The sequence below is a fragment of the Bacillus cereus group sp. N11 genome, assembly GCF_016483605.1.
GTDB classification, from domain to species: Bacteria; Bacillota; Bacilli; order Bacillales; family Bacillaceae_G; genus Bacillus_A; species Bacillus_A toyonensis.
The window spans coordinates 60082-83711 of record NZ_JAEHBN010000008.1 but is presented as its reverse complement, the minus strand read 5'-3'; the positions used below and the strand labels follow the sequence as shown (position 1 = coordinate 83711).

Below are 23630 nucleotides of genomic sequence, written 5' to 3'. Positions count from 1 at the left end.
TAAGTTGTTCTTTTTTAAGAACTGTTTAATTTAAAAATAATTGACAGTCTTTTGGATTTAATGTTAACTATATCTATAAACTAGTTAACATTAGGGGTGACAATTGTGACTGTGAATAGTAATACGACTGAAAAATCATCTTATACATATGAAGAATTATCAGAGAAAAATAAAGCTTACGTATGGCACCCATTTACACAAATGAAAGATTATTTAGAAGAAGATCCTGTCATTATTGAACGTGGAGAGGGAAGAAAGCTATACGATGTAAATGGAAATGAATATTGGGATGGGGTTTCATCTATTTGGCTAAATGTTCACGGACATCAAGTGCCAGAATTAGATGAAGCAATTCGTGAGCAATTAAATAAAATTGCTCATTCTACTATGTTAGGACTTGCTAACGTTCCATCAATTTTATTAGCAGAAAAAATTATTGAGGTTGTACCAGAAGGATTGAAGAAGGTGTTCTATTCAGACTCTGGTTCTACAGCTGTTGAAATAGCAATTAAGATGGCTTTCCAATATTGGCAACATAAAGGGAAACCGAGAAAACAAAGATTTGTTACATTAAAAGAAGCATATCACGGTGATACGATTGGTGCTGTTTCAGTAGGAGCAATAGACTTGTTTCACCAAGTGTATAGTTCACTCTTATTTGAAGCAATTAAAATGCCGTATCCATATACATATCGTTCTCCTTATGGAGATAATAAGGAACAAATTGTAAAAAAACATTTAGAAGAAATGGAAGAAATGCTGAAAGAAAAACATGAAGAAATTGCAGCTATTATTGTAGAACCTTTAATGCAAGGTGCTGGCGGTATGATTACAATGCCGAAAGGATATTTAAAAGGGCTAAGGGATTTATGTACAACATATAATGTTTTATTTATTACGGATGAAGTAGCAACGGGATTTGGGCGCACTGGAAAAATGTTTGCATGTGAACATGAAAATGTGACGCCAGACATTTTAACCGCTGGGAAAGGTTTAACAGGTGGTTATTTACCGGTTGCAGTTACGGTAACGACAGACGAAATATATAATGCCTTCTTAGGAGAATATGAGGAACAAAAATCATTTTTCCATGGTCATAGTTACACAGGTAATCCGTTAGGGTGTGCAGTAGCAATTGCGAATCTAGAATTATATGAAAAAACAAATTTAATAGAAGATGTTGCACGTAAAACAGAATATGTAGCAAAGCAATTAGAAGCGCTCTTTGCATATAAACATGTAGGTGATATTCGTCAGTGTGGGTTAATGGTTGGTATTGAACTAGTGAAGAATAAGGAAACGAAAGAATCGTTTGAATGGACAGAAAGAGTCGGTGTGCAAGTATGTAAACGCTCAAGAGATCTTGGCATGATTTTACGACCGCTCGGTAACACGATTGTATTTATGCCTCCTCTTGCTTCTACAATTGATGAGATTGATGATATGTTACGCATTTTATATAAAGCAATCTCAGATGTTACGGAGGGAGAAGAATGAGCGGTTTTTTCATAACAGCAACAGATACTGAAGTTGGAAAAACTGTGGTTGCAGGTGCGTTAGCAGGTGTATATAGAGAGTTGGGATATAACGTAGGGGTATATAAACCGTTGCAAAGTGGACATGTTGCATCAAACCCTGAGGGAGATGCAGCAAGATTAAAAGCATTATCGGGTGTACCGACAAAAGAAGATGAAATTTGTCCTTATTCCATTGAAGAACCGCTTGCTCCGAGACTTGCGATGAAAAGAGCTGGAAGAGTCGTAAAGTTAAAAGACATTATGAGGCACTATGAAGAACTATTAAAAGAGTTTAATAGCGTATTTGTCGAAGGGGCAGGCGGGCTTGCAGTCCCATATACTGAAGATAGTTTAGTAATTGATTTCGCAAAACAATTACAGTTGCCTCTTATTATAGTAGCTCGCCCTACGCTAGGGACAGTAAATCATACTGTCTTAACAATTTCTTATGCACAGGCACACGGTTTAACAGTAGCAGGTGTAATTTTGTCTAGTTGTAAAGAATGTGACAAAGAAAGAGTGCAAGAAAATAAAGAAATGATTGAGGAGTTAAGTGGAGTACCAGTTTTAGGTTTATTACCATTTCTTGAAGGTGAATTTACTAGGGAAAAATTATTGGAATCAGCAAAAGAACATATTATGATTTCAAAATTAGAGGAGTTCATTCAAAATGAATCAAACGTGGCGCACACATCTTCAATCTAAATTACAACAATTACATGAGCAAGGACAGTATCGTAATTTGCATGTAACAGAGCAAGCAGAAGAGACGTGGCTTATTCGAGATAAAAAAAGGTTGTTAAATTTAGCATCAAATAATTATTTAGGATTAGCTGGGGATGAAAGATTAAAAGAAGCTGCTATTGCGTGTACAAAAAAATATGGAACTGGTGCGACTGCCTCTCGCCTCGTTGTAGGAAATTATCCATTGTATGAAGAGGTTGAGAGAAGTGTATGCAACTGGAAAGGTACTGAAAGAGCACTAATTGTAAATAGTGGATATACAGCAAATGTAGGTGCTATATCTGCTTTAGCCTGTCGTCACGATATTGTGTTTAGTGATAAATTAAATCACGCAAGTATTGTTGATGGAATTATATTAAGCGGCGCAGAACATAAAAGGTATCGTCATAATGATTTGGATCATTTAGAGAAGTTATTGAAAATAGCGTCACCTGAAAAGAGGAAATTAATCGTAACTGATACTGTTTTTAGTATGGATGGTGATACTGCATACTTGAGAGAATTAGTGCAGCTTAAGGAGAAATACGGGGCAATCATTATAGTTGATGAAGCGCATGCGAGTGGAATATATGGAATCGATGGAGCTGGGTTATCTCATATAGAAAAAGACGTTGCTCAAAAAATTGATATACATATGGGGACGTTTAGTAAAGCTTTAGGGTGCTATGGTGCGTATTTGACAGGCGATGCAATTTATATAGAGTATTTACGAAATATGATGAGAAGCTTTATTTTTACTACAGCCTTACCACCAGGAATATTAGGGGCGATACGAAAAGTAATTGAAATTGTGAAAGAAGATAACGAAAGAAGAGAGAGTCTTATAGCGAATGGTTCATATTTCAGAACCCATTTACGAGAAGCTGGTTTTGATATTGGGAATAGCTCAACTCATATTGTACCGATTGTAGTCGGTTCAAATGAAAATGCTTTACGGTTTAGTAAAAGATTACAAGAGGTAGACATCGCAGCAATTGCAATTCGTCCACCGACGGTTCCAATTAATAGTTCCCGGGTCCGTTTTGCTGTTACGTCACAACATACAATAGCTGATTTAAAATGGGCCATTGACCAAATTATTCACATTGCGAAAGAAGAGGAGCTTTTCGTATGAAAGAGCTAAAGATTATTTTTATCCCTGGATGGGGAATGGAAGAAAATGTTTGGGATTTAGTACTTCCGTATTTCAAAGAATATCCTGTTCAATGCATAGATTGGCGTAACGTGAAAGAGATAGGCGAGTTTGCGGAACGAATAATAGATGTAGCGCATGATGAAAATGTAATTTTAGTTGGATGGTCATTAGGAGCTTTAGTGGCAATTCAAGCCTATAAAAAGATTAAGGCGAAAGGTATCGTATTAATTGGTGGTACTGCTAAATTTACAAATACGAGTGACTATACAAGTGGATGGAATTCTTTGCATGTAGAACGGCTGAAAAAGAATTTGGTGGGGAAGAAAGAAGATACGCTCAAGCGGTTCTATGAAAATATGTTTACGAAAGATGAGTTGAAAGAGAATAAATGTTTTGAAGATATTGTAAAACATTTTAAAGGGGATTCTATTCAGTCTTTACAATTAGGTTTGGATTATTTAATAGAAACAGATATGAGAGGAGAGCTGAAAGAAATTCAAGCACCTATACTATTTATTCATGGAGAGCAGGATGTAATATGTCCATTGTCTGCTGCTCATAGTATGGCGGACAATACAAATGTAACACTCAAGGTAGTAAGTGAGGCAGGACATGCATTATGTATAACGAATTTTGAATATTGTGCAAATGAGGTAATTCAATTTGTAGAGGGGATACGACATGATCAACAAAACGTTACTGCAAAAACGGTTTAACGTGGCAGCTGTATCTTACGATCAATATGCAAATGTACAAAAAAAGATGGCACATTCATTACTTTCTACATTGAATCGACGATATAGTGCAAATTCATCGATACGTATTTTAGAACTGGGATGCGGGACAGGTTATGTCACAGAGAAATTATCAAACTTATTTCCAAAAGCGCATATTACAGCTATTGATTTTGCTGAAAGTATGATTGCGGTTGCGAAAACTAGACAAAATGTAAAAAATGTAACGTTTCACTGTGAAGATATCGAACGATTACGATTAGAAGAATCATATGATGTCATTATTTCAAATGCTACATTTCAATGGCTAAATGATTTAAAACAAGTGATTAGAAATCTATTTCATCATTTGTCTACAGATGGGATACTACTCTTTTCAACGTTTGGACAAGAAACTTTTCAAGAGCTTCACAATTCGTTTCGGAGGGCGAAAGAAGAAAAAAATATACGAAATGAAATAGTGATAGGTCAACGTTTTTATTCGAAAGATCAGTTACGCCATATATGCAAGATAGAAACAGGGGATGTACATGTTTCTGAAACATGTTACATAGAGAGTTTTGCAGAAGTTAGAGAGTTTCTGCATTCTATTCGAAAAGTAGGAGCGACCAATAGTAATGAAGAATCATATTGCCAAAGTCCCTCACTCTTTCGTGCGATGCTTCGTATATACGAAAGAGACTTCACGGGAAATGAAGGGATAATGGCAACGTATCATGCTTTATTTACGTATATAACAAAAGAGGGGAAGAGATGAAATGAAACAAGTACAAACAAAAAGAGATTGGAAAAAACTTGCATACGACGTAGTAGAAGAGAAAATGATTACGAAAGAAGATGCAATAGCAATATTAGAAGCTGATGATACAGAAGTTTTAGAAATTATGAATGCAGCCTACATCATTCGTCATCATCATTTTGGTAAGAAAATAAAATTGAATATGATTATTAATACGAAATCTGGCTTATGTCCTGAAGATTGTGGGTATTGTTCACAGTCTATTATTTCAGAAGCACCAATTGATAAATATGCATGGTTAACGCAGGAGAAGATTGTAGAAGGAGCACATGAAGCAATTCGCCGTAAAGCGGGTACATATTGTATTGTAGCATCTGGCCGTCGCCCGACAGATAAAGAAGTAAATCACGTAATTGGGGCTGTGAAGGAAATTCGTGAAACGACAGATTTGAAGATTTGTTGCTGTTTAGGTTTCTTAAACGAAGATCAAGCAGGACGCTTAGCAGAAGCTGGTGTTCATCGTTATAACCACAACTTAAATACACATGAAAACAATTATGAAAGCATTTGCTCAACTCATACGTATGACGATCGTGTTGATACGGTTCAAAAAGCGAAACAAGCTGGTATTTCACCATGCTCTGGGGCGATTTTTGGAATGGGAGAAACAATTGAAGAACGTGCTGAAATAGCATTTGAATTACAACGTATAGATGCAGATTCTATTCCGTGTAATTTCCTCGTTGCTGTAAAGGGCACACCGCTTGAAGGACAAAAAGAGTTAACACCTGTAGAATGTTTAAAAGTATTGGCGATGATGCGTTTCGTAAACCCAACAAAAGAAATTCGTATTTCAGGAGGTCGCGAAATTAATTTACGTTCTGTACAGCCACTCGGCTTATTTGCAGCAAACTCTATTTTTGTCGGGGATTACTTAACGACAGCTGGACAAGAGCCAACTGCAGACTGGGGTATGATTGAAGATTTAGGATTTGAGATTGAGGAATGTGCACTATAAGATAGAGGAAAAAGCAAACTTGTAAAAGAGTTTGCTTTTTTTGTAAATAAAATGTAATAAAAGGCTATTATCACTTGATACGAATGGGTTTTGAGTGAGAAAAAGAATTTTTGCGGACGAATTTTCCAAGCCCTAGTTGTACATAGTAAATATGTATTTTATATTGGGTTGGAGGATTTTACATGCACAAATACATATTAGCGATTATGACCTGTCTAATTTTAATAAAAGCAATAAGTACTGATCCAGTTAAGGCCGCTGAAAATCCTGAACAAAAAGAGATGCAACAAAGAATTGAACAACATTTTCGAACGAAAGCTGAACATTTTGGATTGAAAACGGAAGGGAAAGATTTAAAGGAAGTACGAAAAGAAATTACTATTATAGAAGAAGCGAAAAAAAGAGAGAATGTATGGAGAACAGCGCAAGCACTTCGTATAAAGACAGAAGGAAAAACGATGAATGAATTAATAAAAGATGTACGAAAAAAAGCGAAAAAATAAAAAGAGGCCGCAGCCTCTTTTTTTATGCCCATTGTTTTGATAAGTGAGCCATTTCAATGGCAGCAACGGCTGATTCATATCCTTTATTACCAGCTTTCGTACCTGCACGTTCAATCGCTTGTTCAATTGTTTCTGTCGTTAATACACCGAAAATAACAGGGATGTCAGTTTGTAGTGATAAAGACGCAACACCTTTTGCTACTTCATTACAAACGTAATCGTAATGTGTAGTAGCTCCACGGATTACAGTACCTAAAGTAATAACAGCATCATACTTTCCGCTACTGGCCATCTTTTTAGCGATTAAAGGAATTTCAAATGCACCAGGAACCCAAGCGACATCAATATCATTTTCTTCTACGCCGTGACGTTTTAATCCGTCTAAAGCGCCGCCAAGTAATTTACTTGTAATAAATTCATTAAAACGTCCAACAACAACCCCAACTTTTAATCCTGTACCAACTAAATGACCTTCGAATACCATAATAAATCTCTCCTTTGATTATAAGTTTAATAAATGTCCTAATTTGTTTACTTTCGTTTGTAAATATGTTTTATTCTCTTCTTTTGTTGGCATTTGCAACGGTACACGCTCGACTACTTCTAAATCGTAACCTTGTAAGCCAGCAATTTTTCTTGGATTATTCGTTAATAATCGTAAACTTTGTAAGCCTAAATCTTTTAATATTTGAGCGCCGATACCATAATCACGAAGGTCAGCAGGGAAGCCGAGTTTTTCATTTGCTTCTACAGTATCGAATCCTTCTTCCTGCAATTTATAAGCGCGAAGCTTATTAAGAAGCCCGATGCCTCGTCCTTCTTGTCTCATATAAAGAAGAACACCTTTTCCTTCACGCTCAATTTGAGCAAGTGCTGCATGGAGTTGTGGTCCGCAATCACAGCGACATGAACCGAATACATCTCCTGTTAAACATTCAGAATGAACACGTACAAGCACCGGTTCACCTGTTGAAATATCACCTTTTATGAGCGCAATATGTTCTTTCGTATCTAATGAGTTAGAATAGCCAATTGCTTGGAAAGTACCGAAATCTGTAGGTAAGGTAATTTCCACTTCTCTTGTCACAAGTGTTTCATGATGGCGGCGATAAACAATTAAATCTTCTATCGTAATCATTTTTATATCAAATTGTTTTGCGCACTGTAGTAAATCAGGTACACGTGCCATCGTACCGTCCTCATTAATAATCTCGCAAATGACTCCAGCAGGTTCTGCTCCGCAAAGTTTTGCTAAATCGACAGCAGCTTCTGTATGACCTGAACGGCGAAGGACACCGCCTTCTTTCGCGATTAATGGAAAGATATGTCCAGGTCGATTGAAATCAGCACCTTTAGATGCAGGATTTAACAATTCTTGTATCGTAGTTGCACGTTCGTGAGCGCTAATCCCTGTTGTTGTAGAAACATGATCAATGCTCACTGTAAACGCAGTATGATGTGAATCTGTATTATGAGATACCATTGGTTCTAATTGTAGGCGCTCTGCGTACCCCTCCGTAATCGGTACGCAAACGAGGCCGCGACCATGTGTAATCATAAAATTAATTGTTTCTGGCGTAATATACTCTGCTAAAGCGATAAAATCGCCTTCATTTTCTCGGTTTTCATCGTCGCATACGATAACGACTTTCCCTTGTTTTAAATCTTCTAGAGCTTCTTCAATACGATGAAACATTATGTTTCCCCCTTATAGAAATCCGTTTTCTTGTAAAAAGCTTTCGGACATTGACCCCGTTCGTTTTACAGGTTTAGAAATAAAGCGTTCGATATATTTACCAATCATGTCACACTCAATGTTTACGATATCTCCGGCATTCTTTTCTCCGATGACAGATTCGCTTACTGTGTGTGGGATGAGTGAAATTGTTATGGAAGATTCGTCTATATCAAATATCGTTAAACTCGTTCCATCAACAGCAACGGATCCTTTATGCAAACAATAGCGTAGCAATTCATCGGAAATTGCTATTTTGTAATAGACGGCATTGTAATGTTGTTTTTTAGTTAAAATTGTCCCGATGCCATCGATATGTCCTGAAACGAAATGTCCACCAAAGCGCCCGTTTGCAGCCATGGCTCGCTCTAAATTTACTTTAGAGTGTGATTTAAGCAGGCGAAGTGATGTTGATTTCATCGTTTCAGGCATTGCATCAACTGTAAATGAAGTAGTTGTAAAGCTCGTTACAGTTAAGCAAATCCCGTTAACCGCGATACTATCACCTAAATGGACATCAGATAAAATTTCATTTGCATGGATCGTTAATTTCATCGCTTCTCCGCTTTGTTGCATGTTTGTGATCGTTCCTAATTCTTCTACAATTCCTGTAAACATTTCGTCACCTCATTTCGGGCAGTCGCAACAATTTTGATATCATCGCCAATTTGTTTCATCTCTTGAATTTTCAAGGAAAGCGAATCTTGTAATTTTGAAAAACCGTTTCCTCCAAAAAGAGTAGGAGCACCTTTCCCGCCAATTAATTTCGGGCTTATATAGGTTACAATTTCATTGAAATTGTTTGTTTGTAAGAAACTTGCATGAACAGTTTGTCCACCTTCGATGAAGAGAGACAGGATTTGTTTTTCACCGAGTAGATCTAAAACATCTTGAATTTCAATTTGCTTCGTTTTCATTTGGAATATCGCTATATTTTTAGATTCATAAGAAGCTATTTTCTCTTTATTTACATCCTTACCTACAATAATCCATGTCGGTGCTAAAGTATCTGTTATGACATGAGAAGATGGTGGCGTTCGTAAATGGGTATCTAAAATAACGCGAATAGAATGTTTCCCGCCATTTGGAATTCTTGTTGTTAAATGTGGATTGTCGGCTATAACTGTATTCACTCCAACAAGAATTGCATCATGTGTATGGCGATATTGGTGAACGTCAGCGCGTGCTTCTGCACCAGTAATCCACTTACTTTCACCAGTTACAGTGGCTGTTTTGCCATCTAAGCTCATCGCGGTCTTTATCGTGACAAATGGGCGTTTCGTTTTCATGTAGTGAAAAAAGTAGCGATTTAATAAAACTGCTTCCGTTTCAAGAACACCCGTAGTTACTTCGATTCCTGCCTCTTCTAATTTCTTTTTTCCATTACCAGAAACGAGCGGGTTGCAATCAAGGGTAGCAATGACAATGCGCTTAACTCCCTTTTCGATGAGTAATTCACAGCAAGGTGGTGTTTTTCCAAAGTGGCTACACGGCTCAAGTGTTACATAGACGGTAGCGTTTTTGGCTTTCTCACCAGCCATATGAAGGGCATGAACTTCCGCGTGTTCTTCACCAGCACGTAAATGAGCGCCCATTCCGACGATGTTTCCATCTTTTACAACAACAGCACCAACCATAGGATTCGGACTCGTTTGTCCTGATGTCCCCTTAGCTAATTGCAAGGCAATCCTCATATATTCTTGATCAGTCATTCTCTTCACCTCTCCTAAAAAAATCAAAAAACCCCAAGGATTTAATATCCTTGGGGTTTGGGAGACGTGATTTCTAGAATTATAGTTCGAATACGAAAGTACAGGAAAGAAACCTAGCGATGATTGACATTTTTGCATAAGGAAAAAACCTAGCAAAATATCGAATTTTTTAAACGCTAGTTGTTTCTTTTTTATTTCAGTATAAAAAATGAGTATAGAAAACTAAACATATATATAAATTCAAAATGAATGTATAAAAATATGCATACTGAAATAAAAGTGTATTCACTATATAAAAAACTAGAAACATATCCTTCTCCCATCCAGACTATACTGTCGGCCCTAGAGTTTCACTAGATCCACCGTTTTCGAGTTGAAAACGGGTCACGGACTTAGAAGTTTTCACTTCATCACCGCCGGTTGGGAATTTCACCCGACCCCGAAGGATGCTGTTTGGTCAAATTATAGCACAAAAAAGAAAAAAGGCTAGCAAAAATATTTGAATGTGAAGAATTGTGTGAAAATACATGGAGATTGAAATGGAGACAAAAGTGTTAAAAATGTTGTTAGGAAAAGGAATATCCAGACTTTGATTAAAAGAAAAAACATGCACAAAAAATGTGCATGTCACATACAAAATTACTTTGCCTCTGGTGCTCTAACAACAGATTCGAATTTACCTTTATGCGAAGCATCGCAATAAGGCATATTTTTTGATAAACCACAACGGCATAAAGAAAATGCTGGTTTTGCTGGGAATACATTCCCTTGTGAGTCGACTAATTCCACATCCCCTGTAACGCGAAAAGAGCCATTATCATTTACTTTAATTTGTACTTTTGCCAACGCTATCCCTCCTTCCCAAACGCTTAATTTCATCATATAATCAAGGGAAGCACTTGACAATATAAAGTGAAACTTTAATTAGTGGAGGGGGTTCATTCCACTGATTATTAGCCTTCACCAATCGGGCGATTACGGGCAGTTAATCTCCCGCCTAACTTCTTTGCTTCAGCCGAATTTTGAGATGGGAGTCTCACTGCCCGTTAACGCGGGATAAAAAGAGCACTTTCTTTGGGAGAGAAGAGAGTGTTATAATGTTTTTTATAACTGACTAGAGTAAGGTGACGAAAGATGGATAAACAATTACTTACATTACGAAATATTGCAAATGAGCGCACGTGGGCATCATTTTTGAATGATAATCATCCATATAGTTTATTGCACTGGTCGATTGCCGGTGTAGGACAAGAAGCGAAGGATGTTTGGTTACTTCAAGATGAGGTAACGTTTCAAACGACAGAATTTCCAACGCTAGATGAAGCTGTGCAATGGATTTCTGAAAACATGGAACAAGTTACAGACGTTTTATCGCAATGAAAAAAACAGGCTTATGCAAGCCTGTTTTTTGTTTCTTTTACGCATGTGTTCAAAAATTGATCAAGAGCTGCTTCATACTCCTCTTTATTTTCGTTATAAGAGCAAGCGTGTGCACCGTGTTCTGCAATATAAAGTTGTTTATTATTTTCTTTTGCTTCATATAGAGCTTTTGTCATATCGGCTAAAATATAATCGTCATCTTTACTATGAATAAAGAGAACGGGATTGTTAATGTTTTTTATACAGTCGATTGGTGAAACTTCACGAATTGTATACCCGTCACGAACTTTTAAAAAAGCATTTGCTAATGGTAATAAAGGCCATTTGGGTAAATGGAATTCAACCTTTAAGCGGTGCTGTAATTGCCCATAGAAATCAGAAAAAGGACAATCTGCAATATAGAAATCAGCACCATCTTCTACAAGTCCTGCGTATTGAAGTAGTGTTGCAGCGCCCATAGATTCACCATGAATACCGAGTATTATATTTGTGCCAAAACGACTTTTTAGCCAGTCAACTACTGATTTTAAATCATGTTTTTCATAGTATCCATAGCTTGTTGTTTTTCCTCCGGTTTTACCATGACGACGATGATCATAAATAAGGACATTAAATCCTCTGCTTAAAAATAAGTTTGCATATTTTACAGAGTTCATTTTGTTTACAGTTACGCCGTGACAAAAAATCATAAACTTGTTGGAATGACCTGCAGGAATGTAATATCCATGAAGATCATATCCGAATTGCGAAGGGATATGAATTTCTTCTTTATGAAGAGCGTCAAAATCTTCTATACGAAAATGTTTTTTCGATTCTCTTTCTAGAACTTCTTCCTCTGTTTTTTTCTTCAAGTACATCACTTTATTTGTAAAGAAAATCCCAAGGGCAGTTATCGCACCTAGTATAGTAAACAATGCTGCAAAAAAACGTTTCATACTTTACCTCATCCTCCAAATACCGTTACATGTGATACACTTACATTGTATCACAAGGATAGAAAAGGAGAGAAATAGGAAATGGTGCATATAAAAAAAATTACATCAACAATGAAAGAAAAAATCCGAATGTTCATGTGTGAAAACTGGGGGAGCTCATTGATGGTTTCGCGTGGTAAGGGGCATCAGTTAGAAGAGCTACCAGGATTTGTTGCGTTTTTAGATGACAGAATAATCGGAATTATAACGTATGAAGTGACTGGGAATTTGTGTGAAATTGTATCGTTAGATAGTTTTGAAGAAAGGAAGGGGATCGGGACGAAGCTTGTGGATTGCGTATTGCAAGTTGCTCAAGAAGCACAGTGCCAAGGAGTTTGGCTCATTACAACAAATGATAATATGAACGCGTTACGCTTTTATCAAAAACGTAATTTCATGATGACAAATTTATATGTAAATGCAGTAGAAGAGGCGCGAAAAATAAAGCAAGAAATTCCGCGCATTGGATATGATAATATCCCGATTTTACATGAAATTCAGATGGAGTATCGTTTATTGAAATGATGTAACAATTTTCAGAAATATAAGTTATTAATCTTGACGAATACTGTAATTTAAGTTACCTTAAAATTGTAATCTATTACCATATTAAGGGGTGACGATGTGGCAACTATACGTGATGTTGCAAAATTGGCAGGTGTTTCAGTCGCAACCGTTTCACGAGTTATTAATGAAAAAGGATACGTTCATGACGAAACAGTAAAACAAGTAAAGGAAGCAATTGAGGAATTACGTTATAGGCCAAACAGTGCAGCAAAGCCATTATTTAAAGAGAATTCAACAATCATTGCATTACTTGTAGAGAATTTATGTAACTCATTAAACATCACTTTGCTACATTGTATTGAGGAAATAGCATATAAAGAAGGCTATCAAATAATCGTTTGTAATATAGAGAATAAAGATAGATACATACATATGTTGAAGCAAAATAACGTTGCAGGTGTTATTTTGACAAAATCAGTTTTTAAAAGTCTAGGGAAAATCGAATTCCCATTTGTTGTGATGGAGGACAAACAACCTCTTACAAATGATTATGAAAGTGGACAGAGGGCTGTTTCTTTATTAAAAGAGAAAGAATGTCACTTTCTTGCTTATTTCGGTGAGGGGGAAGAAAGTGAAGAAATGGAAGAGCGTATATCAGGATTTTTAGACGCTGTTTGGGATGAAGGGATCTCTTATCGAGAAGCATGTGTACAAAGGTATACGAATAAACAGTTTATTACATTATTGCAAACTCATCCGTATATAGATGGAATTGTAGCTTCAAGTGATAAGGTTGCTACCGAGTTAATTCGAGCAGCCAAATTTCTAAATATACATATACCAGAAAAATTAAAAATTATTGGACCGAATGGGAGTATCGAGAGTGAATGGATAGGTCCATCACTACCAGCAATTGAAAATTACGTCGAAGAAGAAGCGAAAATAGCTTTTCAACAATTAAAAGGGAAAATGAAAAAGTAAAAGGTGCGTTTTATACGCACCTTTTACAATGTAATTGCGGCAATAAAGCCAAATATAAGTAACGGTATATTATAATGCAGAAAAGTCGGTACACATGTATCCCATATATGATGGTGTTGACCGTCAGCGTTTAAACCAGATGTTGGTCCAAGTGTACTATCAGATGCTGGAGATCCTGCATCACCTAGCGCTCCTGCTGTACCGATAATTGCAATTGTAGCCATTGGACTAAATCCAAGCTGAATGCAAAGGGGTACAAAAATTGTTGTTAAGATAGGGATGGTTGAAAAGGATGAACCAATTCCCATCGTAACGAGAAGTCCGATAACGAGCATAAGAAATGCAGCAAGCGGTTTGTTATTTCCGATGAAATGTGCACTCGTTTGCACAAGTGATTCAACATGTCCTGTTTTTCGAAGAACAGCGCCAAATCCAGCGGCAGAAATCATAACAAATCCGATAAAGGACATCATACGCATTCCACTTGTTAATATTGCATCTGCTTCTTTAAGGGGGAGACTACCACTAATTGATAAGACAATAATCCCCGCTAAGGCACCGAAAATCATTGATTCTGTTGCTAATTGAACAGTTAATGTAGCTGTGATAGATAATAATCCGAAAGTGATGCTTCGCTTTGTATAGGGAACGATTTCACTTTCGGCGGTATGAATTTGTTCTGTTTCATATGTACGAGGTTTTCGGTACGTAATGAATACCGCTACACATAATCCGATAATCATTCCGATTGCTGGAATAGTCATCGCTTTTGGGATAAGCGCGACATCAAATGTAAGGCCGCTTTGGGCAGCATTTGTTTGCAATACGTCATGATAAATTTTTCCGAATCCTGCAGGGATCCACATATAAGGTGTAATTAACCCGAATGTAATAATACATGTGACAAGTCTACGATCTACTTTCAGCTCGTTTAATACTTTTAAAAGTGCAGGAATTAAGATTGGGATGAAAGCGATATGAACAGGGATAACATTTTGTGAGAAACAAGCCATTGTTAAAATGATGAATAAAATCAGTATTTTAGAATAAACTTGTTTTTTTGTGTCTTGTTCGTTGCCAATCCATTTTAATGCAGTTTGAATCATGGCATCTGGAAGTCCTGTTTTAGAAAGAGAAATAGCGAAACCGCCAAGCATTGCATAGCTTAATGCGATAGGGGCACTGTTTCCAAGGCCAGTTGTAAAAGTGTTAATTGTTTCTGAAATACCGAGTCCGCCGATAAGTCCGCCTGTTAGAGCTCCAATAATAATGGCGACAATGACTTGGACACGTAACAAACTAAGCAATAGCATGACTGCTACTGCGACGAGTACAGCGTTCATAATAGATATAATCTCCCTAATTTTTATTCTGTTAAGGCAAGTGAATATGAAGCAGTTTGCTATATTTATACATAATACTTGCGACATATTATTATAAAATGTTTTCTATGAAATGTAAAAGAGCCTTTTGTATTTAATGATGAAAAGATAGCTCTTGTTTGATGGATTGTAAAGAATTAGCAAATAGTTCTGGTTCTTCTAGATCAGGAGAATGTGCTGAATTTGGAAACCAAATCATTTTCTTTATGGGTGCTTCAATAACATCACAATATTCTTGAACGAGTGCATACGGAGTTTGATAATCATAGCGACCAGAACAAAAATATACCGGAATAGATAAACTTGAAATAGACGAAAAGAAATCGATTGTCAGCATTTCTTCCCATAAAACGCCAGATTTTAAATTTCCTGCGAGAAACTTGAACCAATCTAATAGCGTATACTCAGGAGAAAAGAAACCTTTTCGTATGAAAGAAAAGGAAGATCCGTTTTGGATTGCGCCTCCAAATGTGCCAAGCCACTTTCTTTGAATAATAAGACGTCTCGTATCTAAAAATGGTGGTTTACCTAATTTTAAAAGGGAAGCTAATGCTTTTTTATGATCATGTTTTTTGGCAGAATGAATTAAATGTTGATATAGCAATTCTTCATTTTGTTTCATATGTACAATTTGCCCTATACCGATGTAAGCCTCGATATATTTTGGATATTGATGTGCTATGTTAAGCCCAATAATACTTCCCCAAGAATGACCAGCGAGAAATAGTTTTTGTTTGTTGAACCTTTTAAGTACATATTGAATCACTTCTTTTGCATCGGAAACGAATTGTTCGATTGTGAAATTTGCTCCGAAATCTTTCATTGAAAAGGATTTACCTGCCCCGCGTTGATCCCAATTAATAACGATAAAGTGCTTCTCTAATTCTTTTTGGAAATGGCGAATAAATCCGATTTGTGCCATGCCAGGTCCGCCGTGACAGCATAATAAAATAGGCTGTTCTACGTTTTGACCACGCATGAGGAGGAATTGTTTTCGGTTGTTAATCATAACGCTTTCCATCGTAGCAATACTATTAGGAATGAGTTGTTTATTTTCATTATAGAACTGTGGGGTACAGCTACGAAAAAGCATATTGAAAACCTCCTTTTCTGAAATCGTATGAATCGCACAGGCTATTTATTTTGCATATACTGTTAGAAAATCATTGTAACATACCATGCTAGTGTCATTTCAACATGGGAGGAGGGGAAATTGTGACGATTGGAGAAATTATAGATTGTTTAAATAGGCGTGAATCCATCGCTATTATAGCAAAGCGCCTTGAAATAAGTCCGTATACATTATCGAAGAAATTAAGGTGGATTGGATACGAGTATGATGGAGAACGGAAGAAACGTATTTTTGTAGGAGATGGAGAAGAACCACGTCACTTACAACTCCAAGAAGCGACCGCCCTTCAATATGCGAAAACAGATTATCAAGTATTAATTTATGAGCAATTACAAAGCATTTATGAATTATTAAGAAAGAGAGAAGAAGTAAGTGCACCAATTATGAGTAAAAGTACAGAAAAAAAGAAACGTACCTTCTCTATTAATAAAGAAATATTAGCAAGATTAGACATCATATCAGAATCAAAAGGGATTCAAAAATCTAAACTTGTAGAAGAGGCATTACAACAATTTTTACAGCAATATGACTTTAACAACACATCACATTTTGATAATTGAAGAAAAGGATACTGTGTTCATTATAAGAACGAGTATCCTTTTCTTTGTTTCATGTATATTACGGCTAGAATAAAGGATAAGTGCATATCCTTTGCAATGAAAAGTACAGAGTGCGTATTTCGAGCGTACTTAATTTATTTTTTGAATTCTACCATCAATAGTTGGTTGAATTGGCTCTTTTACTTGTTCTACATAATCAACTAGTGCTTCAAAGTCATTTGGACCAGTCTCTGCATTTTTACCATTTTTAAATGATACGAATCCATCACCACCAGAAGCTAAGAAAGCATTTGCAACTACGCTATACGTTTTAGATGGAGATAATTCTTCTCCATTTGTTAAGCGTATATTCGTAACCTTTTCACCGTTTGGTTTGCTTGCATCCCAAGTATATTGAATACCTGAAATTTGCAGCATTCTCGTTGTTCCTTTTTGCCATTGTTGATTTAAAATATCACGAATATCTTGACCTGTTAAATCTGCTTTAATCAACTGATTTCCAAAAGGTTGAATGCCGTACAATTCGCCCCATGTAATATCACCAGCGTCTAAGTCATTACGAATCCCACCAGGATTCATAAGTGCGATTTGAGTTTGCATCGTTTGGCGCTGTGCATCGGCAACTAAATTTCCAAGTGTAGATTCACCAGCATCGTTTTGTTTACGGTCAATAGGTGCTGTAGATTTTCCGACTACTTCATTTACAAGAGGTGCGATTTTTTCTTTATATTGATCTAACTTTTGTTTTACTTGTTTATCAGGTTCGACACCTTCATGGTATGTTGTAACAACTTCAGCTTTTTTCTTTACGATATCTTTTGTTTTACGGTCAATTGTTACATCTACGTCTGAGAAAGCCATCCCGTAAGAGTTCGCTTGTACGATAAGTTTATTATTAACAGTACCATTTACATACGTATGACTATGCCCACCGAAAATAACATCAACTTCTGGATCAGCTTCATTTGCAATTCGGTTAAGGTCGCCATTTGTTATACCAGATTCATCTGTCGTTCCGCCAACATGTGCAAGGACGACGATAGATTTAACACCGAGACGCTTTAATTGTTGCGTTGATTTATTAATCGCTTCCACTTCGTCAGTGATCTGTACATTTTTAAGCATAGTAGGCATAACGACATTTGGTGTATCAGTTGTAACGACACCAATGAATCCTACAGGAACACCATCTACCATTTTTACAGTAAATGGTGGTAAGAATAAGCGACCAGTTGATTTGTTATAGAAGTTTGCAGCGACATAAGGGAAGTTTGCTCCTTTGAAATTCCCTGTTTTTTCGTGGTAACCACCGTAAATGAGTCGTTTCATTTCATCGATGCCTTCATCAAATTCATGGTTTCCGATTGTACCTACATCAAATTTTAAGTCGTTTAAAAATTCAATCGTTGGTTCGTCTTGTAACAATGCTGAAACTGGTGGACTAGCTCCGACAATATCGCCAGCATGTACGAGAAGTGTATTAGTGTTTTGTTTTTTACGTTCTTTTAAATAAGTGGCTAAGTAATCAGCGCCACCAGCTTCTTTATTATTAATTTTTTTAACAGTATCTAGTTGTCCATGGAAATCATTAATGCCAAGCATTTGTACGTCTATGTAACGGTTTTGTTCGGCTGGAGTCTGAGATGGGGGAGCGGCGAATACACTTGAAAAAGTAATGGTGCTTAAAACTGCGACAGCGGGAATAATTTTTTTCCACATAATTCATTTCTCCTTTTTTTATAATCTGACATCATACGACATAATTTTAATAGATTCATAGGATTATATCTATATAAAAATTTAGTTTTTTTAAAAAATTAACAAATTTACAAATAATGAATAATAGAGTAATGAGCCTTTTTTATTGTCGATTTCAGCATGTATCCTCTATAATGGAGAAAAAAGTAAAAGGTGAGCGGTATGAAGAAAAAGAAACAAAGGCAAGTGCAAAGACAATCTCAAATGAACCAACCGAAGAAAGAATCACTTACATTAGGTGATCAATTAAATGATTCACTCATGCAACAATTAAAAAATAAGAAAAAAGAGTTACAAGTGAGAGAAGAGAAAAAAGAGGCAGCAGAACTGGAAAGAAAGCGTCAAGAGCAAAAAGAACGTGAAAAGAATAAATCATTTGAAGAACTGTTAAGTGAAAGTAATCTTACTTGGAAAGACTTTAAATAATAACGAAAATGATCAGTGTATATCGCTGGTCATTTTTTTGACGAGCTTGTAAGAAAAGGGGAGTTAAAATGAGAAAAATTGTAGTCGTACCATATGAAAATCATTGGATTGAAAAATTTCAAATGGAAGCCGAAAGATTGAAGTCTGTGCTGCCAGAAACAGTGGAGATTCATCATATTGGCAGTACATCAGTGCCAGGACTAGCAGCTAAACCTATTATCGATATGATTATGGAGGTAGAAAGTATCGATCGTGTAGATCGTTGGAATGAAAGATTTAAAGAGCTTGGTTACATCGTAAAAGGAGAAAATGGTATTTCAAGACGCCGTTATTTTATTCATGGAACGGAGGAAAAACGCTCGTATCACTTACACGTGTTTGAAAAAGGAAATCCTGAGATAGTAAGGCATTTAGCGTTTCGTGATTATATGATGGCGCATTGTGAAGAAGCAAAGGCGTATGCAGTTTTAAAGAGAGAACTAGCCGAAAAATATACATATGATGGCACGTTATATACGGAAGGGAAAAACGAGTTTGTACGTAATATTGATGAAAAAGCAAAAGAATGGAGAAAAGGAAACGTAAATAATTGAGTTCGTATTTTTAGTGTATAAAATTATTATGTCAACTATACGTATATTTTGACTTTTTGGATGAATCTTGTTGAAATAAAGTAGTGGTTTATAAAATGTAACAATGAAAGGGAGAACGACTGTGCATATTCCAACAACTACACTTCATAATGGCGTGAAAATGCCGATGATTGGTCTAGGCGTCTATAAAGCGAAAGAAGGCGACGAAGTAAAGCAAGCAGTAAAAACAGCGTTAGAAGTTGGATACCGTTCGATTGATACAGCAGCTGTATATGAAAATGAAAGCGGTGTCGGTGAGGCAGTTCGTGAATCAGGAATTCCGAGAGAAGACATATTTATTACAACAAAAGTTTGGAACGACGATCAAGGATACGAGGAGACACTCGAAGCATTTGAAAACAGCTTAAAGAAATTACAGATGGACTATGTAGATTTATATTTAATCCACTGGCCAATTAGAGGGAAGTATATTGAAACGTACCGAGCTTTAGAAAAATTGTATGAAGAAGGTAAAGTACGCGCGATTGGTGTTTCTAATTTTCATAAACATCATTTAGAACTGTTATTACCAAATTGTAAAGTGAAGCCTATGGTAAACCAAGTGGAACTTCACCCCATGTTAACACAATTTGAATTGCGTAATTTCTGTGAAGGTGAGCAAATTCAAATGGAAGCGTGGAGTCCGTTAATGAGGGGCGGCGAAGTATTCGAGCACCCAATTATTCAGGGGATTGCTAACAAATATGAAAAAACACCCGCACAAGTTATATTACGATGGGATATTCAAAGTGGGATAGTAACGATTCCTAAATCTGTGACACCATCTCGTATTCAGGAGAATTTTACTATCTTTGATTTCTCATTAACTGAAGAAGAGATGAATCAAATTAATACGTTAAATCGCAATTTACATGTAGGAACGAATCCGGACAAATATGATACGTTATAAAAAAGACTGCCTCCTAATGTTTAATGTTGGGGGCAGTCATCTGTTTTTATCAGTAAATCGATATTTTAACGGTGCAAGGCATATGAATCATGCTTAACGATTTTTTGAAGTTGTATATATTCTTCTTTTGTTACAGGTAACTGTTGGCAAGCGTGTACATTTATCTGTAATTGTTGAATAGAGCTTGCACCAGGTATAACAGCTGCAACAGTTTCGTTATGTAAGCAATAGTGAATAGCTGTTCCTGTTAAAGATTTTTCTCCGATAACTTCTTTTACACTCCCGAGTGTAGTGTTTAATTCATCGTAAGAATAAGAGAGATAGTCCTTTTCTTTTACTCTTTCTATCTTTCTTGCATTGTTGTCAGTTAAAATCCCTTTCGCAAGTGGTCCGCGGGCAATGACACTAATTTGGTGTTCATTAAGAAGTGGGAACCATTCTTCTGGACGACGATTTAAAAGGCTATATTCCATTAGTACACTAACGATATTTGAGCGTTTTGCATACTCACGGATGACATTTGGACGTATAGAAGAAATACCGTAATGGCGAATAATACCTTCTTTTTTCAATTCTTCAAAAGCTTCAATAGTTTCATCTATCGGATCTTCCAGCGTTCCGCCATGAAGTTGATAAAGGTCAATATAATCAGTTTGAAGTCTACGTAAACTTTCTTTTACTTCGGCTTTTATGTAGGCTTTAGAAGGGTCCCAAGCCCAGCCGTTTTTTTCTTCTGTCCATCGATTTCCAACCTTTGTTGTAAGAACAATTTGGTCTCGTTTTCCCTTCAATGCTTTTCCAACAAATTCTTCGTTTAATCCATAATCATATAAATCCGCTGTGTCAAAAAAATTGATTCCTAAATCGATTGCTTCATCGATAATGCGCATAGCTTCTGTTTCAGATGTGCCGAGAGACATACAGCCAAGTCCCATTTCTGTCACAAATAAATCTGAGTTTCCTAATTGACGTTTTTTCATAAGTCAACCTCCTTTCCTTTATTGTACGAAAGGGAAAAGAGGTTGACAAACGTTTACTTTTTATTCGCTGTAATCCACTCTTGTACGGTTGTATACTCTTTGCCATATTGTTTTAGTTTATGGCGAATTTGCCATGCTTTGCCGACTAACGTGATGCGATTTGGTAAAATATAAACTTTCATTTCTATCACGCTCCTTTCAATGTGGTAAAATGTATGAAGAAAGAATAGGAAATAGAACAGGGAGATGAAATAGTATGAGTAATCTTGCAGAGAGAACGGTAAAAACTGAGCCGATTTTTGATGGTAGAGTTATAAAAGTTCGTGTTGATGATGTAGTATTACCAAATGGAGAAATGAGTAAACGTGAAATCGTAAATCACCCTGGTGCAGTTGCTATTATTGCTATTACTGATGAGGGGAAAATTGTGCTTGTTGAGCAGTACCGTAAAGCGCTTGAGAAGGCGATTATTGAAATTCCTGCTGGGAAATTAGAACCTGGGGAAAAGCCAGAGGTGACAGCAGTTCGTGAATTAGAAGAAGAAACAGGATATGTATGTGAAAATATGGAGCTCATTACTTCTTTCTATACATCTCCAGGATTTGCAGATGAAATTTTATATGTATATAAAGCGACAGGTTTGACAAAAAAAGAAAATAAAGCAGCTTTAGATGAAGATGAGTTTGTGGAATTGATGGAAGTATCATTAGAAGAAGCGATTGATCTTATGAAAGACCTTCGTATCCATGATGCGAAGACGATGTTCGCTGTGCAATATTTACAATTACAAAAATAAAACACTCGCCAAAGGCGAGTGTTTTTTAATTGATTTTTGCATATACACGTGCATCACGTAAGCTACCATCTGGCGCAAGGAAATCATTTTCCATTGTACCTTCTAGAATAAATTCTAAACGTTCTGCTAAGTTACATGCATTGGCATTTGTTGCATCAGTACGAATTTCAATCCTTCTAGCACCTAGCTTATCAAAGGCAAATTGAATGGCACCTTTAACAGCTTCAGTCATATAGCCTTGTTTTGTATAAGCACTATGGAGCCAAAAATGAAGTGAAAACTTTGGAATATCCCAGTTTTCAGGCTTGAGCGTAATAGCTCCGATGAATGTACCGGATACTTTATCGTATAAGTGAAAATCAAGTGTTTCACGAAGTAAAAACTGCCCGTGAGCGTTACGAACGATTTCTTCAGCACTCTCTTCTGTTTCAGCGTCAATTGGCATCCATGGTACTAAGTCTTCTAGAGAAGCTTGGATTGCTTCATATACTTCTGCACCATCACCTGGAAACGGCTTGCGAACTTGTAAGCGTTCAGTTTGAAATAATGTTGGAAAATCTAATAATAATGGTTTCAAGAGAAATCCCTCCTATTCTCTACTTTTTAGTTTAGCAAAGTAGAGCGGAATTTCAATGTTAATTCGTCATACTTTTTTTCTTTCTTTCATACATTTTTAGTAAGAGTGTGAACGGAGGGAAGAAAAATGTGGCGAAAAACTTGGCAAAACCGCGTAATGTCTCACATACAGGAAAACTCTTCATTATATATATTTAATGCTGTTTTATTATTGATGGGAGTAATATTTGGAGCTATTCTTGTGAATAGTTTACAAATGAATCAAAAGCAAGATTTATCATTTTATTTACAACGTTTTTTTGGACAAGTTTCTAAAGGAGAATTTGCTATTGCAGGCGAAATGTTTCGAGAAAGTTACTTTTCGCAATTAAAATATATCGGCTTTATTTGGATTTTAGGGATTTCAATTATTGGGTTGCCCCTCATTTTTATTTTATTATTTGTAAAAGGAGTAGTTGTTGGATTTACAGTAGGTTTTTTAGTAAGTCAGCACGGATGGAATGGATTATTATTAGCATTTGTATCTGTATTGCCGCAAAATTTAATTATCATTCCAGTCTTTCTCGTTATGACAACAATTGCTGCAAGCTTTTCCTTACGTATGATTAGGCATCAGTTTATTAGGAAAATAACCGAGCCACTATTACCATTATTAATTCGTTACACATGCTTCTTTCTAGTAATCGGAGTGGTGTTAGCTCTTGCTTCTAGCGTTGAAGCATATGCATCACCAGTTTTAATGAAAGAAGTTGTTGAGGCTATTAACAAAAAATAAATACTTTTTGAGAATAATTATCAA

28 protein-coding genes and 1 riboswitch are annotated in these 23630 nt (G+C 36.3%); of the genes, 16 read left to right on the top strand and 12 right to left on the bottom strand.

The annotated features are described in order from the left end of the window. The first annotated feature begins 105 nt into the window (after positions 1-105). From bioA to JDS98_RS14845, 7 genes are all read left to right on the top strand, one after another. The gene (gene bioA, locus JDS98_RS14875; RefSeq protein WP_000217832.1) at positions 106-1497 is read left to right on the top strand and encodes an adenosylmethionine--8-amino-7-oxononanoate transaminase; all 1392 of its coding nucleotides are present in this window, start codon (positions 106-108) and stop codon (positions 1495-1497) included. Then, on the top strand, positions 1494-2222 hold the full coding sequence (gene bioD, locus JDS98_RS14870) for a dethiobiotin synthase (RefSeq protein ID WP_000012507.1): 729 nt from the start codon (positions 1494-1496) through the stop codon (positions 2220-2222). The genes bioA and bioD overlap by 4 nt, the downstream gene beginning before the upstream one ends. Beyond that, a complete protein-coding gene (gene bioF / locus JDS98_RS14865; RefSeq protein ID WP_199634005.1) occupies positions 2188-3375 on the top strand; it encodes an 8-amino-7-oxononanoate synthase in 1188 nt (395 codons plus the stop codon). Before bioD ends, bioF begins: the two co-directional genes overlap by 35 nt. Then, positions 3372-4112 (top strand): alpha/beta fold hydrolase, encoded by a 741-nt coding sequence (locus JDS98_RS14860; RefSeq protein ID WP_097958001.1) that lies wholly within the window; start codon positions 3372-3374, stop codon positions 4110-4112. The genes bioF and JDS98_RS14860 overlap by 4 nt, the downstream gene beginning before the upstream one ends. After that, a complete protein-coding gene (gene bioC / locus JDS98_RS14855) occupies positions 4078-4887 on the top strand; it encodes a malonyl-ACP O-methyltransferase BioC (protein ID WP_000608928.1) in 810 nt (269 codons plus the stop codon). Before JDS98_RS14860 ends, bioC begins: the two co-directional genes overlap by 35 nt. Position 4888: 1 nt before the next feature. Then, entirely contained in the window at positions 4889-5887 is a 999-nt protein-coding gene (gene bioB, locus JDS98_RS14850) for a biotin synthase (RefSeq protein ID WP_000815851.1), read from the top strand. A 182-nt stretch (positions 5888-6069) separates the two neighbouring features. After that, positions 6070-6390: a hypothetical protein gene (locus JDS98_RS14845; protein WP_000549775.1), complete on the top strand. Its 321-nt coding sequence runs from the start codon at positions 6070-6072 to the stop codon at positions 6388-6390. A 22-nt stretch (positions 6391-6412) separates the two neighbouring features. Here JDS98_RS14845 and ribH read toward each other — a convergent pair whose 3' ends face one another. The 5 genes from ribH to JDS98_RS14820 all read right to left on the bottom strand — a co-directional run bounded on the left by ribH (position 6413) and on the right by JDS98_RS14820 (position 10719). Further along, positions 6413-6874: a 6,7-dimethyl-8-ribityllumazine synthase gene (gene ribH / locus JDS98_RS14840; RefSeq protein WP_000230897.1), complete on the bottom strand. Its 462-nt coding sequence runs from the start codon at positions 6872-6874 to the stop codon at positions 6413-6415. Between the two features lie 18 nt (positions 6875-6892). After that, positions 6893-8086 (bottom strand): bifunctional 3,4-dihydroxy-2-butanone 4-phosphate synthase/GTP cyclohydrolase II, encoded by a 1194-nt coding sequence (gene ribBA / locus JDS98_RS14835; protein ID WP_000469004.1) that lies wholly within the window; start codon positions 8084-8086, stop codon positions 6893-6895. 12 nt (positions 8087-8098) lie between these two features. Further along, the gene (gene ribE / locus JDS98_RS14830; RefSeq protein WP_000493925.1) at positions 8099-8743 is read right to left on the bottom strand and encodes a riboflavin synthase subunit alpha; all 645 of its coding nucleotides are present in this window, start codon (positions 8741-8743) and stop codon (positions 8099-8101) included. Further along, a complete protein-coding gene (ribD, locus tag JDS98_RS14825) occupies positions 8725-9837 on the bottom strand; it encodes a bifunctional diaminohydroxyphosphoribosylaminopyrimidine deaminase/5-amino-6-(5-phosphoribosylamino)uracil reductase RibD (protein ID WP_000132003.1) in 1113 nt (370 codons plus the stop codon). The genes ribE and ribD overlap by 19 nt, the downstream gene beginning before the upstream one ends. Before the next feature lie 307 nt (positions 9838-10144). Next, positions 10145-10288, bottom strand: a riboswitch (FMN riboswitch). A 188-nt stretch (positions 10289-10476) separates the two neighbouring features. After that, the gene (locus JDS98_RS14820) at positions 10477-10719 is read right to left on the bottom strand and encodes a CDGSH iron-sulfur domain-containing protein (RefSeq protein ID WP_002039507.1); all 243 of its coding nucleotides are present in this window, start codon (positions 10717-10719) and stop codon (positions 10477-10479) included. Positions 10720-10971: 252 nt separating this feature from the next. Here JDS98_RS14820 and JDS98_RS14815 point away from each other — a divergent pair, with 252 nt between their 5' ends. After that, positions 10972-11217, top strand: coding sequence for a DUF2552 family protein (locus JDS98_RS14815; RefSeq protein ID WP_000360799.1), 246 nt, complete (start codon positions 10972-10974; stop codon positions 11215-11217). Positions 11218-11228: 11 nt separating this feature from the next. Here JDS98_RS14815 and JDS98_RS14810 read toward each other — a convergent pair whose 3' ends face one another. Then, positions 11229-12152, bottom strand: a complete 924-nt coding sequence (locus JDS98_RS14810; protein ID WP_097958006.1) for an alpha/beta hydrolase — start codon at positions 12150-12152, stop codon at positions 11229-11231. Between the two features lie 81 nt (positions 12153-12233). Between JDS98_RS14810 and JDS98_RS14805 the strand changes: the two genes are divergently transcribed. Further along, on the top strand, positions 12234-12716 hold the full coding sequence (locus JDS98_RS14805; protein ID WP_000233394.1) for a GNAT family N-acetyltransferase: 483 nt from the start codon (positions 12234-12236) through the stop codon (positions 12714-12716). A 99-nt stretch (positions 12717-12815) separates the two neighbouring features. Further along, on the top strand, positions 12816-13679 hold the full coding sequence (locus JDS98_RS14800) for a LacI family DNA-binding transcriptional regulator (RefSeq protein WP_098911574.1): 864 nt from the start codon (positions 12816-12818) through the stop codon (positions 13677-13679). Positions 13680-13702: 23 nt separating this feature from the next. On the opposite strand, the gene JDS98_RS14795 is transcribed toward JDS98_RS14800, so the two are convergent. Next, on the bottom strand, positions 13703-15022 hold the full coding sequence (locus JDS98_RS14795) for a Na+/H+ antiporter family protein (RefSeq protein WP_000994821.1): 1320 nt from the start codon (positions 15020-15022) through the stop codon (positions 13703-13705). Positions 15023-15155: 133 nt separating this feature from the next. Next, the gene (locus JDS98_RS14790) at positions 15156-16154 is read right to left on the bottom strand and encodes an alpha/beta fold hydrolase (RefSeq protein WP_000898945.1); all 999 of its coding nucleotides are present in this window, start codon (positions 16152-16154) and stop codon (positions 15156-15158) included. 122 nt (positions 16155-16276) lie between these two features. Here JDS98_RS14790 and JDS98_RS14785 point away from each other — a divergent pair, with 122 nt between their 5' ends. After that, positions 16277-16753 carry a ribbon-helix-helix domain-containing protein gene (locus JDS98_RS14785; protein ID WP_000151924.1) on the top strand — a complete coding sequence of 159 codons (477 nt, stop codon included), beginning with the start codon at positions 16277-16279 and terminating at the stop codon, positions 16751-16753. 129 nt (positions 16754-16882) lie between these two features. Here the strand turns inward: JDS98_RS14785 and JDS98_RS14780 are convergent, their stop codons facing one another. Then, positions 16883-18472 (bottom strand): bifunctional metallophosphatase/5'-nucleotidase, encoded by a 1590-nt coding sequence (locus tag JDS98_RS14780; RefSeq protein WP_199634004.1) that lies wholly within the window; start codon positions 18470-18472, stop codon positions 16883-16885. A gap of 201 nt (positions 18473-18673) precedes the next feature. On the opposite strand from JDS98_RS14780, the gene JDS98_RS14775 reads away from it, so the two are divergent. The 3 genes from JDS98_RS14775 to JDS98_RS14765 all read left to right on the top strand — a co-directional run bounded on the left by JDS98_RS14775 (position 18674) and on the right by JDS98_RS14765 (position 20479). Beyond that, positions 18674-18937 (top strand): YqkE family protein, encoded by a 264-nt coding sequence (locus JDS98_RS14775; protein ID WP_000727568.1) that lies wholly within the window; start codon positions 18674-18676, stop codon positions 18935-18937. 68 nt (positions 18938-19005) lie between these two features. Beyond that, positions 19006-19530, top strand: a complete 525-nt coding sequence (locus JDS98_RS14770) for a GrpB family protein (RefSeq protein ID WP_001227193.1) — start codon at positions 19006-19008, stop codon at positions 19528-19530. Between the two features lie 121 nt (positions 19531-19651). Continuing rightward, on the top strand, positions 19652-20479 hold the full coding sequence (locus JDS98_RS14765; protein WP_000547983.1) for an aldo/keto reductase: 828 nt from the start codon (positions 19652-19654) through the stop codon (positions 20477-20479). A 65-nt stretch (positions 20480-20544) separates the two neighbouring features. Here JDS98_RS14765 and JDS98_RS14760 read toward each other — a convergent pair whose 3' ends face one another. Together JDS98_RS14760 and mciZ are read right to left on the bottom strand one after the other, a co-directional pair. Further along, positions 20545-21459 carry an aldo/keto reductase gene (locus JDS98_RS14760; protein ID WP_000747220.1) on the bottom strand — a complete coding sequence of 305 codons (915 nt, stop codon included), beginning with the start codon at positions 21457-21459 and terminating at the stop codon, positions 20545-20547. Between the two features lie 53 nt (positions 21460-21512). Continuing rightward, positions 21513-21641 carry a Z-ring formation inhibitor MciZ gene (gene mciZ / locus JDS98_RS14755; protein WP_000870289.1) on the bottom strand — a complete coding sequence of 43 codons (129 nt, stop codon included), beginning with the start codon at positions 21639-21641 and terminating at the stop codon, positions 21513-21515. Between the two features lie 74 nt (positions 21642-21715). On the opposite strand from mciZ, the gene JDS98_RS14750 reads away from it, so the two are divergent. Continuing rightward, complete coding sequence (locus JDS98_RS14750; protein ID WP_000067046.1) at positions 21716-22255, top strand: NUDIX domain-containing protein; 540 nt, start codon at positions 21716-21718, stop codon at positions 22253-22255. 25 nt (positions 22256-22280) lie between these two features. Here JDS98_RS14750 and JDS98_RS14745 read toward each other — a convergent pair whose 3' ends face one another. Next, on the bottom strand, positions 22281-22832 hold the full coding sequence (locus tag JDS98_RS14745) for a GNAT family N-acetyltransferase (protein WP_000803486.1): 552 nt from the start codon (positions 22830-22832) through the stop codon (positions 22281-22283). 126 nt (positions 22833-22958) lie between these two features. Between JDS98_RS14745 and spoIIM the strand changes: the two genes are divergently transcribed. Beyond that, entirely contained in the window at positions 22959-23606 is a 648-nt protein-coding gene (spoIIM, locus tag JDS98_RS14740) for a stage II sporulation protein M (protein WP_000269108.1), read from the top strand. Positions 23607-23630 lie beyond the last annotated feature (24 nt).